Source organism: Wolbachia endosymbiont of Drosophila bicornuta (genome assembly GCF_028982105.1).
Lineage (GTDB): Bacteria > Pseudomonadota > Alphaproteobacteria > Rickettsiales > Anaplasmataceae > Wolbachia > Wolbachia pipientis.
In genome coordinates, this window is the sequence record NZ_JAPQLF010000112.1 from 1 (window position 1) to 11546 (window position 11546).

The window sequence follows — 11546 nt, forward strand, 5'->3', positions numbered from 1 at the left end:
TATACATCCTCTAAAAGAAATCAAAAATTGTTGAACTGGTCAATATTTATAACTAATGTTCCAGAAAATAAAATTAGTGCTGAGCAAGTATTAACGATTTACAGAGTAAGGTGGCAAATTGAGTTATTATTTAAATTGTATAAAAGCCATATCAGGCTTGATAAGGTAAAAGGAAAGCCATGCAGAGTATTATGTGAACTATATGCTAAATTGTGTGCAATTCTTATATTTCACGGCATAGTTGGTTGCACAGAAGTGAAAAAGAATACAGAACTTAGCTTAACAAAGGCATTTATTGATCTAAAAAGGCGGGTTAGAGAGTTATTTTTAGTATTAACCAAAATTAATAGTTTAAAAGCATTTCTTAAAAAACTCACTATAACTTGGTCGCGATTTTCATTAAAAGACAAACCTAGAAGGGCTAGAGTATCCACTTTAACCTCTCTAAATTTGCTCACAATCTCTTAACTTGACGCGTATGCAAATATATAGTAGGCTCAAAAAGCTCAGAGAAATCGGAGAGAACGCTACTATGGAAGGAACTGTTGAAAATGTAGAAATTGATAATAAGAACTTCTATATGGAATTTTCACATAGCTGCATAGTTGATGTTGCCAAAGTTGTAGAAGGCGCAGAAAACTTGGGCCTGAGCAAGGGAGATTTAAATCTCGGTGGCAATATCATAAAAATAGGTGATGGTGAAGTTGAAGTTAAAACTGGGAAGGACGGCAAAAGAGACTACGTGGATATATCAGATAGCAGTGCTTTTGCAGTCACATTTTATACTAGCCTAGGAGAGCTAAATTTAATGGTATATCATGACACAGAAGACTATCATCAAGTACAAGTTGAGGTGGAAAACGAAGAAATGTGGAATGAGTTGCAAAAAATAGGAGAAATCATAGGACAGGGGTGTTTATTTGGTAGAATGTCTATTAAAGAAGCAGTAGAAAGAGGCAGTTTTACTAGGTGTGGAAGGTGGGGTGACCAAAATTCTAAAAGTAGTGAGACCTTTTCTTGGGTGAATAAATTAAAAAATAACAAGACGACATCCGTAGGACGTTCTTGATCGGAGGCTATGTTTTTACATAGCCTTGAGGAATAAACTATTATAAAGATTTATATAAAGTAATTCTTGAATTTTAATTTAAATTAGGGAATATTAAATAATGAGGTCAATAGCTTAAAGATTTTTCTTGAAAAATTTACCATAACTTGTTCGAGATTCTCCTTGAAAGACAAGTACAGAAAAACTCAACAACCATCACCTATAAGGTGAAGGGTTAAAATTCAATCAATTTGAAATTGATCATTGTCATGAATCGGCTCACCTTCCTGTATTGATATATACTTTTGTATCACTTCATCTGTCAGAACTCACTGCTAAGTATCCTCTAGCCCATAACCCAAAATTGTTTTAGTAAACTTGCGAAATCTTGCATCAGCAACCTCGAACTCGTTCCCTTAAAAAGTTGTACAATTTTACTAATATAGCTCTTTTTACAATAATCCGAACAGATCATAATATGCTACTGCTCTACCATAGCCATAAGCACATATCTTATCCTATTCGAACTATTGCGAGAAGTGCTATACTTTACTGTGGTTTATATGATATAAACATATGAATGTGATCTACAGTTACCTTACCTGAGATAATTTGGATCTCATTTTCTATGGCAATCTGTCTTAGCAGTTCTCTAACTCTTACAGCAATTTGGCCTATCAGAATCCTTTTGCGATATTCGGGAATCCATACCAAGTATATCATACTTAGAGTGCGTATTGTATCCATAACGTCGCATATGCGACTATTGTAACTTTTCCTTCGGCTCAAGGCGAGATAATCCCCGATGGGGGACACTAACTTTTACTTCCCTGAGTTTGCATGCAATTCTTCCATATCTTGGTAATTTTAGTGTTGTAATTTGATTATAATTTTTACATAATATCATGAATTTTAAATAGGAGGGTTTATAATGCCAAGGAAAAAAGTAGAACGTCACGCTACAATACTTAAGAAGCTACAAGATAATGTTAGACATACGGATTCTAATATTACTGCTGGAAGGCGCTTAACTATTGAAAGGTGGGTAAAAACCTATATGAGACAGGTAGAATATCTTAAAGATGATGGGTTACAATTTTTATACAATGTATTCCAAGATGAAAGTTGTTGGTCAGGTATGAAATTGAATAATGTAACGTTAGGTCAGAAACTAGTTGAAGAAAAAGTAGGTGGAATAAAGAATCCACTTTCTAGATATGATATGGCATGCAGGTATTGTGTGATAGATAAAATTCCTCGGCTTTTTGAGGAGAAGTTTGAATTTCATAAGGGTAGGTTTTCTCCTGATGCAGTAGATAGTGATGGTAGACCTGCAGCTAGCAACAACAAGTACATAAGAAGTGATCTATTAGGGTCTATGGAAAGCTATGATCCTGTGTTTAGTTTCTGGATTGACCGAGAATCTGAAGGATTAAAATTAAAAGAATATAGCAATGTAGAAGGTTTTAGAGGAGCTGTAGGTTTTAGATGGAGCGAGGGAGTAGAATATTTTTATGACCGTTTAAGTGAAAAAGAGAGAGAGAAGGAAATTATCGGTGCAATTACTACCTTATCCTCTGCTCAATGTAATCATAATGGTGCTGTTATTTTAGATTTTTGTCTGAACAAAATGAATGCTCAAGGAAAAAACAAACTGTTGAAAAACTCTGAGTTATCAAAAAAAGACAAAGGAATATATTCTCTTTTTAGCGTGTTAATACACCAAAATTTTTTTGATACAGTTCAAACTATAGTTCCAATGTTTAAAAATAAAATATTAGAGGATAGAATACTTTCACCTGAGGATTATGCTCTTCTTCTTTCTTCCCTTTCGGATAAGATCGTTGAAAGTCCTACCTTAAGTACTCAAGCTAGAAAGGTTATGATAGATCTTATAAAGTGTGGTAATTTTAATAGCCACGAAAGAGAGGAAGAAAAGACTGCAGTCTTTTTTTCCAATGGCACAGTGCCAATCAAACATGCTCTTGCAGGATTGATCATTGACTTGGAATTGAGTAGCGGAATAGGTAGTGTTGCAAATGTAAAAAAGAGTGAAATATTAGAAATATTGAAGTTTGCTAAGAAGTTTTGTTCAGCTACAGACTTTAAAAATCTTGAAAAGTCTATAGTTAAAAATCTAAAGATGGTTGGCAGAGCTGGTATGAAAGATGATATAGATTATGATAAATTGGCAGAAAAGCTATTTTCTGAGTTAGAGAAGGAAGCACCTACGCCTCCTCAAGGTGGTGGCTCTGGTGATCCACAGTCTATGTTAGGGAGTGCTGGAGTTAGTGGATTTTCTTGTCACAGAAGATAGAGGTGTTTATATGCATGGTAACGGTGAAAACATTGGGTTAATGAGAAGTATGTTAAATGGAAATTGCCAAGGTTTTGTGGAAAGGTTTGAATCTTTTTTAGATCAGAGTCCATCTTTTTTACATTCTGTCGGTAAAGACCGTTTCTTTCCTGCATTTTTTTTCGGTATGTTTGCTACTGCACATGATTCTGATGTTGCAAACAATAATGAAAGGATTTTTTTCGCTTTGATAATAATCCAGATAATCATAGAAGGGGAAATTTAAAGGTTGCTGTTCTAACTAATGAGGTAGATCAAAGAAATAACAGAGTTGTAAGGTGTTACACTATTGCTGATAGGCAAAACAGTTTTGGCTCAAGATTTAGTGAAGAAGAGAGGCAGTGGGTAGAAGACGAGCTGCAGAGGCAGGGTATTAGAAGAAGGCAAATAGCTTGGCAGGAGTATAAAACATTTGTATGGGCATGGAATCAGGGGGAAGATGAGGAAGAAGAAGCAGTAAGGTGCATGCAATTTCGTGAGGGAGAAGCATTTACTGGAAATTCAGCATCTCCGTGTGATGGCTTTGATGAAATTACCAGAACACCTGGATTGCAAAATAATTATTTACCAAATTTAATAAATGTGTTAGCAGACAATAATGCAGTTATAGCCTTTCTTATAATAGTCCGAATGCGATAAGATATGTGTTTATGGCTATAGCAGGCCAGTAGCATATTACGGTCTGTTCGGATTATTGTAAAAAGAGCTATAATACAAGAGATAATATTGAAGATGTTTTACAGTATATTCTGGATACATATGATAGGTATAACCAATCGTTAAACTTTAATGGTATCGAGTCTGACTACCATGGCTTTTTGTCAGGCTTTCTGATGAATTTTAGGTACCGTCATGTAGTTGGCATTTATCTTGAATTATTTATAGGAGGAGGGTATACAGATATTACTTTTCTTGTGCGTGGTGTGCAGAGGTTAGGGGATTCTGTGCCTATCATAATTGAGCTTAAGGCAGGAAGAAGAAGTGCTGCAGATGCGTTAGAGCAAGCAGAGAACTACGTTAACAGATGTCCTGTTTCATCACTGTCTATCCATACCTCATCAGGCAATGCTGTCTGTGTGGGACTGAACTTTGACCTTAATCGTAGACGTTTTCAGCTTAGTACAGAAAATTTCTTAGAAAGGGAATATTCTTTAGTAGAAAGATTATTTGAACCCTTAGCAAATCAAGAAGTTGAAGAAAATGTTAGAGATTATTTACTCCATCCATCGTTTGGTGTACCTGCTGTACCTGGTGTGAGGAGTAGAGGTGGTGTCAGCGCTAGAGATAGAAGAGTATTTCTCTATACAACTGGGTTTACTTTTGGAAATACTGCATTTACAAGAAGAAGAGTTGTGTTAAGAGATGGAAATGAGGTATATGTAACTAATTACTTGTTTGAGTATCACGATAACGATAGGATGCTAGGTCCGCAAGGAGGAATTGCACAAGTAAATGTTGGAGATCGTGCTTTAACTATGGTTTTACATGTGTTATTAGGGAGGGAAGAGAGAGTTGTTGTATTTCATATTCGTCATATCTTAGTTCACCAATTTCCCAATGTGGGATTAGATTTAGCACAATGGCCAAATGCTACGGTTTATGAAGTGATGTGCCAATTAGACCCTAATAGAAGGAATGAAGATGATTTAGGCCTAACTGTTAATATAATACCATTCCAGTCACCTGCTAATTATAGCTCTTTTTACAATAATCCGAACAGATCATAATATGCTACTGCTCTACCATAGCCATAAGCACATATCTTATCCTATTCGGACTATTGCGAGAAGTGCTATATCTGCAGAATAGAGGTAATGCTGTTTTTCAAGGTAACGTTTTACAAGTGGTGGTGTTAGTAATGTGCACAGTGCTGCAGGCATAATGATGAATACTGGTTGGCAAGTACAAAATCGTCATGCACAAGTATTCCAAGCCATCTCTAATGTGTTATTTCCATTAAGGTGGACAGTAAATAGAGATAACGCTAGGGAAGCAGGGTTTCATTCTATATTGCATGGGTTATTTCACGCTTGTAGTAATCCAGCTAGGGTAATTATTGAGTTTCAGTTGGGAGGAGGGCAGAAAGTGGACTTGGTTCTGTTAAGATCTGTGGAAGCGAGAGATGGTACCCATCCAATTGTAATAGAGTTAAAGTTTGCTGGTACTGGAGAGCTACAGCGAAAAATTGTGGAAGCAAATACTCAGCTAGGTAGTTATTTTAATGCTAGAGGATATAAGCGTATTACCGACGGGGATACAGTAGTTTTAACGTACGCCATCTTCAATGATCGTGCGCAGAGGCCAAATACTCTTATATCAGTTAAGGATATTCTTCGTATAAAAGACAACTTATGGCATAGTTCTGCAGATGATCTTCCTGGTAGATAAGGGTTATTGAGAGTTTATGTGTCAAATCTAGTGGTATAATGCTAATATATGGTCAAGAGTGTAGTGGTAGAATATATAAAAATTCACTATAAGTTTTCCTTGAATTTTCTTTTTATTTTAAAATTCATTGTTATTAACTCAGTATCATATATTATTAAAAACTTAAATAATATGATCACTTCCAGCAACCAAAACCGCTGCGTGGTGGATTGGTCTTGCGTAGCATTTGAACTCTTTAATTTTAATATAAATCAATTTAAACTGTATCAGTACTGGTTTCTTAAGTATGGCTAAATATCAGGTTATATAGCTCTTTTTACAATAATCCGAACAGATCATAATATGCTACTGCTCTACCATAGCCATAAGCACATATCTTATCCTATTCGGACTATTGCGAGAAGTGCTATAACACCTGGAAAAAATAAAGAATCTATCGATATTTTATATGGTTACCACTCTACTATTTTTGGAAAAGCACTTATTGGAGTTATAGCTCTTTTTACAATAATCCGAACAGACCGTAATATGCTACTGGCGTGCTATAGCCATAAACACATATCTTATCGCATTCGGACTATTATAAGAAAGGCTATACAACACAAAGCATCTGTCACCTTTCTTTTTGTGATTTTGAAACTTCAGCTATTAAGATACTTGAAAAAGAGTGGCCACAAGCCTACCTGAAAGAAGATAGGCTAACAACGGCAAAAATTGTACGCAATATTTTTGACACACAAATACCTGAGAGATCATTTTCTTTGCTTGTTAGAGGAACAGACTTTCAAATTATAGCACTTCTCGCAATAGTCCGAATAGGATAAGATATGTGCTTATGGCTATGGTAGAGCAGTAGCATATTATGATCTGTTCGGATTATTGTAAAAAGAGCTATAAAGTCTGGCAAGCATTGATTTCGATTTCCACAGCTACAACAACAAGCTATGCCAATATTACTCATATAATTGGTAAGCCAAAGGCCATACGTGCTGCCGCAAATGCAATTGCTAACAATCCAATTTCCTACTTAATACCATGCCATCGTGTTATTCGTAAGTCTGGAAAAATTCATAAGTACCGCGGGGAGTAGAACGCAAGAAGGCTATTCTTGCTTATGAAGCACTACTATACCTATCTGTTAGTAAGAGCCTTTATCACTGAATGAATAATATCACGCAACGTCTCATCCTTAATTTTCCTGTATTCCCTTACTAGCCTCGATATTTCTTCGCTACCTACACCACTATGAAAGGCCTTATCATGTAAATCCTCAGAGGCTTTTGTAAAAAAATATGACATATCAACTGACAAAGCTTCTGCCAAATTATACAACCTATCAACTATAAGCCTTACTTCTCCAGTTTCATATCATTGTATATGCTGAAATGAAATTCCAAGCTTTTTTCCTAAGTCTCTTTGGCTAAAACCACACATTAGCCTTTTTTTCCTTATCCTTTCACCTATTTGTTTATCAATAGGATGTTGCATACCCATTTTTTAAAGCAATACTAACTCTTATTGTAACTTTGAGAAAAAGATTTTACTAACATATAAACTACACTACGCAACCTTTTGCTCTTAATTTCATTATATCCTTTGACTAACTTTAACACCTCTTCATCGTAAGCTTCATGTGAGTCAGCGTGCATATCAGTAAAAAAGTTAGCAACATCTATCGATAGGGCTTTTGCTAAGTCATATAGTCTACTGGCTAAAATGTAATTCGAACCATTTTCGTACCTTTGTATCTGTCTATATGAAACACCTATTCTTTTTCCTAATTCAGTTTGTGTCAAACCACAGTATAACCTAAGTTCCTTTATTTTTTTGCCTAATTCCACCTTTCATTGCTAATTTTATTTGTTTAAGCTTACAGCGAATTTCTTAATTCATAAAGTGGAAAAAAAAGAAGGAAAGCTAGAGAACTTTCCTTCCGGGTTACAGATTACAATAAGCCACTGTCATAAAAACTAAAGTGGCTCTTCTGTGTTACGATTATATGATCTATCAATTTCATTCATACATTTTCGCAGGTTGCAGCTAATGTGAGTGTGTTATCCTCATCCTCCTTTGATGGTTCTATATCTCCGCTTGGATGATTATGTGAAATTGCAACAGATGCTGCATCAATCAGTAATCCCTGTTTTATTATTTCCCTCACATACAGAGGTACTCTGTCTATAGTTCCACAGTCTTGAATATACTCATATATTAAATGACCACCTCGATCTAAGTATACCACTCGTAAGCTTTCCTTTCGTGACTGCCCTATTGCTGCTTTAAAGTATTTTAGTAGCTCTTCTCTATTATCAAGAATCGACAGCTTTTTTAACTTGCCTTTCAATATCCTATCAAAAATCTCTTTCAGACAAAAGATATAGCTCTTTTTACAATAATCCGAACAGATCATAATATGCTACTGCCCTACCATAGCCATAAGCACATATCTTATCCTATTCGGACTATTGCGAGAAGTGCTATACTTGCTATTGCTCCATCATTCATTCCTGTAACATTTTTTAGCTCATGAAAATCAGCATTAATTACCCTTCCTAAACTACTAAAGAGCTCCATTAGCCTTTTGGCAACTTCTCTTCCTTCTGCATATCCAGACAGAGCACGTTCTAGTAGCTCGTGATCCAATAAAGACCTGCCTCTGCTTGATAGAATACGAGTTTCCAATTTTTCTTTTCTCTCACTATTATTCATAAAAACCTCCAAGTTCAACATTATATACAAATTCAGCGCCAGCTTTCTGACGCAATAGTTCTCGAGGAATAACCCTTTTGAACTCTAAATTTGCAATGTTGTCCTTGTTGCTTTAAAAGCTGGAATACCATTTGCCATATGAATTTGTGCATTGACATTTATAGCACTTCTCGCAATAGTACGAATAGGATAAGATATGTGCTTATGGCTATGGTAGAGCAGTAGCATATTATGATCTGTTCGGATTATTGTAAAAAGAGCTATACTGTGCTAATTCCCTGAAGCGCAACGGTATTTATATTTGCAATCATAATATATTATATAAAATTGTTAATACAATATATTAAAGAAGCGATGAAGTAAAGGCTACAGCAATTAAAGATGGCTTAACTTAGCAAAAAAGTGTAGTATTCTATCACTTTGCTGATTACAAATGCTTATAAGGATAATCACTTTTTTCTTACTATATTCAAGTACGGCTTTTTGTAGTGATTGTAATTTTAATTTACCATACTGTGGGCTCAGTTGTAATCTAGATCTATCATATAGAAATTTAAGTAATATAAAAAAATTATTGAATAACGACGATAAGTTTGTTGCGCTTACGTTTGATGATGGACCGTCTAACAATAGAGTAAACGATATTATTAATGTTCTGGAAAGCTATGAAGCAAAAGCAACATTTTTTGTGCTTGGTGAACGTATAAATGAAAAAACGTCTGAAATAGTAAAGAAAATTCATGAATCAGGTCATGAGTTAGGCAATCACTCTTGGTCGCATAGGAAGTTGACATCACTGTCAAGTGAGGAACAATTGCAAGAATTGGAAAAGACAAATACAGCAATTAAAAATGCAATAAAACAAGATGTAAGATGGTTTCGTCCGCCATATGGATGTTATGACGATAATCTGATTGAAAATACTGATCAATTAAATATGTATTCAATATTATGGACAGTTGATTCGCTAGATTGGCAAGGTGATAAGCCAGAAACTTTAGTTGAAAGAGTTTTAAGTAATGTACATAATGGAGCAGTTATACTGTTTCATGATCACAATAACAGGTCAAACACAATTGAAGCTTTACCTCATATTATTAAAATACTAAAAAAATCAGGTTATAAGTTTGTGACCTTAAGTAAGTGGGAAAAAAGGGTTTGTAATACGGTAAAAGCCAGAAGTGTAACAATAAAAGAGGGGAAAAAAGTGTGTTTTGAAGGAATGTTATGTGGACAAAAAACAAAGTCTTTAACCGCAGAGCATTCATATTAGGTGGTATTCAGCTTACCATTTCTGCGGTTTTTAGTTGCAGGTTATATAATTTACAAATACGAAACAGACAAAAGTACGAAGCACTATCTAATAGTAATAGAATAAGAGTTGCTACTATTATGCCTAAGCGGGGCAAAATTTTAGATAGGAATAGCATTGAACTTGCGGTAAACAAAGTTTCGTATGTTGTTTTGTTTGATGGTTCTGGTAAGGAAGTTGATTTGCAGACATTATCAGAAGTCGAGTCTAAAATAGCAAAATCGTCAGAAAAAATAACTGCTCTTTATAAACGTTATTACCCGTTTGGTTCAATGTGTTCTCATGTAATCGGATATACAAAAAGACAGCAAGGCATAAGCGAAGTAGGAATCAGCGGTATTGAATATACATATGATCATATATTGAAAGGCAAGTCAGGAAAATCTGAGCAGGAAATAAATTCTAAAAAACGCGTCATAAAAGAATTATCAAGCATACCACAACAAGACGGACAAGATGTACAACTGACAATTGATATTAATCTGCAAGAGAAAACCGCAGAGGTATTTAAAGATCACCAAGGCTCCGCAGTGGTAATTGATGTAAATAATGGAGAAATTTTAGCATTATATAATTCACCTTCTTACGATAATAATCTTTTTGCTAGCAGGCTATTAAATGAGACTTGGGAGAGCTTGAATGCTCCTTCATTGCGGCTCGTGAATCGTGCGTTATCATATCAAATTCCACCTGGTTCAATATTTAAAGTAATAGTTGCGCTTGCGGGTTTAAAAGACGGAATAATCACACCAGAAGAAAAATTCTCGTGTAAGGGCTATATGAAAATAGGTGAGCGGAAATTTCGTTGCCTGAAAAGCAAAGTCCATGGATATGTATCTTTAAATGAAGCAATGGCATTATCATGCAACACTTACTTTTATAATATAGGGAAAAAAATAAGTGTAGACTCTCTAGTAGAAATGGCCAGAAAATTTGGTATTGGAAGTGGGCCACTGATTGGAACGTTTAAAGAAGAAGCTCCAGGGTTGTTGCCAGATAGAGATTGGCGTACACGAAAGCTATATTCGCAGTGGTATTTAGGTGACACTATCAACTTAGTTATAGGACAAGGGTATATGCTTACAACACCACTACAGCTTGCAGTTCTTGCAGCGAGGATTGCAACAGGAAAAGAGGTAATTCCCCGCATTAAGATGAATGAAACGATACAAGATTTTCCCGATATTGATGTGGATTGTGAGCATCTTAGCATAGTTCGAAAAGCTATGTTTGATGTGGTGAATTCTAAAACTGGAACCTATAAGAAAGGGCTAAGCGGTATACAAATTGCTGGCAAAACCGGTACACCAGAAATAAACTCTAAGGGCGAAAGTCATAAGTTATTTATCGCCTATGGCCCTTACCATAACACGCGCTATGCAATCTCTGTGTTTATAGAACACGGCAAAGCCCCACGCCAAGATGTTGCAATTGCTAATGAGATATTTCAGTATATGCTTGAAACTATGAGTATTAAACTTCTTGCATAACCATATAACAAACTTTTATTGGGAATAGAAACGAAAAAACTTACTTGACACCATTCGCCAGCCCCCTTATCATGAAACTGAAGCTATTGTATTTGCTTTCGCCAATCTGCAGATTAAAAGGTAAGGATTACTTAATGTATCGGCGTCTTATGTTCAATTTTTTGCAGTATATGGATACTGTATGTCTTTACAAAACTTCATCTACATCTAGATTTTTATCTAAATAAGCTGAACGCGCTTATA

Annotated in this window: 16 protein-coding genes and 2 pseudogenes; 10 read left to right on the forward strand and 8 right to left on the reverse strand. The window is 35.3% G+C overall.

What is annotated here, in order from left to right; translation table 11 throughout:
- Both OZD68_RS03580 and OZD68_RS03585 read left to right on the forward strand, forming a co-directional pair.
- Window positions 1-468, forward strand: a 468-nt coding sequence (locus OZD68_RS03580) for a transposase (RefSeq protein WP_275008720.1), incomplete at its 5' end; no start/stop codon positions are given.
- Between the two features lie 10 nt (window positions 469-478).
- Window positions 479-1069, forward strand: coding sequence for a hypothetical protein (locus OZD68_RS03585; protein ID WP_259366020.1), 591 nt, complete (start codon window positions 479-481; stop codon window positions 1067-1069).
- Window positions 1070-1290: 221 nt separating this feature from the next.
- Here the strand turns inward: OZD68_RS03585 and OZD68_RS06785 are convergent.
- Both OZD68_RS06785 and tnpA read right to left on the reverse strand, forming a co-directional pair.
- Window positions 1291-1490: pseudogene (locus OZD68_RS06785) on the reverse strand (transposase); the annotation flags it as partial.
- 105 nt (window positions 1491-1595) lie between these two features.
- A pseudogene (gene tnpA, locus OZD68_RS03595) lies at window positions 1596-1805 on the reverse strand (IS200/IS605 family transposase); the annotation flags it as partial.
- A 174-nt stretch (window positions 1806-1979) separates the two neighbouring features.
- On the opposite strand from tnpA, the gene OZD68_RS03600 reads away from it, so the two are divergent.
- The 5 genes from OZD68_RS03600 to OZD68_RS03620 all read left to right on the forward strand — a co-directional run bounded on the left by OZD68_RS03600 (window position 1980) and on the right by OZD68_RS03620 (window position 6479).
- Entirely contained in the window at window positions 1980-3365 is a 1386-nt protein-coding gene (locus OZD68_RS03600; protein ID WP_182309480.1) for a hypothetical protein, read from the forward strand.
- A 10-nt stretch (window positions 3366-3375) separates the two neighbouring features.
- Entirely contained in the window at window positions 3376-3630 is a 255-nt protein-coding gene (locus OZD68_RS03605; protein WP_220468127.1) for a hypothetical protein, read from the forward strand.
- A gap of 607 nt (window positions 3631-4237) precedes the next feature.
- Window positions 4238-5131, forward strand: coding sequence for a hypothetical protein (locus OZD68_RS03610; protein ID WP_182309482.1), 894 nt, complete (start codon window positions 4238-4240; stop codon window positions 5129-5131).
- A 133-nt stretch (window positions 5132-5264) separates the two neighbouring features.
- Window positions 5265-5792, forward strand: coding sequence for a hypothetical protein (locus OZD68_RS03615; RefSeq protein WP_275009029.1), 528 nt, complete (start codon window positions 5265-5267; stop codon window positions 5790-5792).
- Window positions 5793-6134: 342 nt separating this feature from the next.
- Complete coding sequence (locus OZD68_RS03620; protein WP_182309484.1) at window positions 6135-6479, forward strand: hypothetical protein; 345 nt, start codon at window positions 6135-6137, stop codon at window positions 6477-6479.
- 97 nt (window positions 6480-6576) lie between these two features.
- Here OZD68_RS03620 and OZD68_RS03625 read toward each other — a convergent pair whose 3' ends face one another.
- Window positions 6577-6753: a hypothetical protein gene (locus tag OZD68_RS03625; protein WP_220468134.1), complete on the reverse strand. Its 177-nt coding sequence runs from the start codon at window positions 6751-6753 to the stop codon at window positions 6577-6579.
- Between OZD68_RS03625 and OZD68_RS06605 the strand changes: the two genes are divergently transcribed.
- A complete protein-coding gene (locus OZD68_RS06605; RefSeq protein ID WP_220468128.1) occupies window positions 6703-6882 on the forward strand; it encodes a methylated-DNA--[protein]-cysteine S-methyltransferase in 180 nt (59 codons plus the stop codon). The genes OZD68_RS03625 and OZD68_RS06605 overlap by 51 nt on opposite strands.
- 41 nt (window positions 6883-6923) lie before the next feature.
- Here OZD68_RS06605 and OZD68_RS03630 read toward each other — a convergent pair whose 3' ends face one another.
- The 5 genes from OZD68_RS03630 to OZD68_RS03650 all read right to left on the reverse strand — a co-directional run bounded on the left by OZD68_RS03630 (window position 6924) and on the right by OZD68_RS03650 (window position 8729).
- Window positions 6924-7115, reverse strand: coding sequence for a hypothetical protein (locus OZD68_RS03630; protein WP_259366022.1), 192 nt, complete (start codon window positions 7113-7115; stop codon window positions 6924-6926).
- Between the two features lie 45 nt (window positions 7116-7160).
- A complete protein-coding gene (locus tag OZD68_RS03635; RefSeq protein WP_310732688.1) occupies window positions 7161-7286 on the reverse strand; it encodes a helix-turn-helix domain-containing protein in 126 nt (41 codons plus the stop codon).
- Window positions 7287-7300: 14 nt separating this feature from the next.
- A complete protein-coding gene (locus OZD68_RS03640) occupies window positions 7301-7633 on the reverse strand; it encodes a helix-turn-helix domain-containing protein (protein ID WP_182309485.1) in 333 nt (110 codons plus the stop codon).
- A gap of 176 nt (window positions 7634-7809) precedes the next feature.
- Window positions 7810-8202: a JAB domain-containing protein gene (locus OZD68_RS03645; RefSeq protein WP_259366024.1), complete on the reverse strand. Its 393-nt coding sequence runs from the start codon at window positions 8200-8202 to the stop codon at window positions 7810-7812.
- Between the two features lie 383 nt (window positions 8203-8585).
- Window positions 8586-8729, reverse strand: a complete 144-nt coding sequence (locus OZD68_RS03650) for a hypothetical protein (protein WP_182309486.1) — start codon at window positions 8727-8729, stop codon at window positions 8586-8588.
- A gap of 205 nt (window positions 8730-8934) precedes the next feature.
- Here OZD68_RS03650 and OZD68_RS03655 point away from each other — a divergent pair, with 205 nt between their 5' ends.
- Complete coding sequence (locus OZD68_RS03655; RefSeq protein WP_182309487.1) at window positions 8935-9774, forward strand: polysaccharide deacetylase family protein; 840 nt, start codon at window positions 8935-8937, stop codon at window positions 9772-9774.
- Entirely contained in the window at window positions 9729-11303 is a 1575-nt protein-coding gene (locus tag OZD68_RS03660; RefSeq protein WP_182309488.1) for a penicillin-binding transpeptidase domain-containing protein, read from the forward strand. Before OZD68_RS03655 ends, OZD68_RS03660 begins: the two co-directional genes overlap by 46 nt.
- Window positions 11304-11546 lie beyond the last annotated feature (243 nt).

Excerpts from the sequence above, each read along its gene's own strand:
- OZD68_RS03585 (WP_259366020.1), top strand. The coding sequence starts at position 479 with ATGCAAATATATAGTAGGCTCAAAAAGCTCAGAGAAATCGGAGAGAAC.
- OZD68_RS03600 (WP_182309480.1), top strand. The coding sequence starts at position 1,980 with ATGCCAAGGAAAAAAGTAGAACGTCACGCTACAATACTTAAGAAGCTA.
- OZD68_RS03605 (WP_220468127.1), top strand. The coding sequence starts at position 3,376 with ATGCATGGTAACGGTGAAAACATTGGGTTAATGAGAAGTATGTTAAAT.
- OZD68_RS03610 (WP_182309482.1), top strand. The coding sequence starts at position 4,238 with ATGAATTTTAGGTACCGTCATGTAGTTGGCATTTATCTTGAATTATTT.
- OZD68_RS03620 (WP_182309484.1), top strand. The coding sequence starts at position 6,135 with ATGCTACTGCTCTACCATAGCCATAAGCACATATCTTATCCTATTCGG.
- OZD68_RS03625 (WP_220468134.1), bottom strand. The coding sequence starts at position 6,753 with ATGAGTAATATTGGCATAGCTTGTTGTTGTAGCTGTGGAAATCGAAAT.
- OZD68_RS03635 (WP_310732688.1), bottom strand. The coding sequence starts at position 7,286 with ATGGGTATGCAACATCCTATTGATAAACAAATAGGTGAAAGGATAAGG.
- OZD68_RS03645 (WP_259366024.1), bottom strand. The coding sequence starts at position 8,202 with ATGATCTGTTCGGATTATTGTAAAAAGAGCTATATCTTTTGTCTGAAA.
- OZD68_RS03650 (WP_182309486.1), bottom strand. The coding sequence starts at position 8,729 with ATGCTACTGCTCTACCATAGCCATAAGCACATATCTTATCCTATTCGT.
- OZD68_RS03655 (WP_182309487.1), top strand. The coding sequence starts at position 8,935 with ATGCTTATAAGGATAATCACTTTTTTCTTACTATATTCAAGTACGGCT.
- OZD68_RS03660 (WP_182309488.1), top strand. The coding sequence starts at position 9,729 with ATGTGGACAAAAAACAAAGTCTTTAACCGCAGAGCATTCATATTAGGT.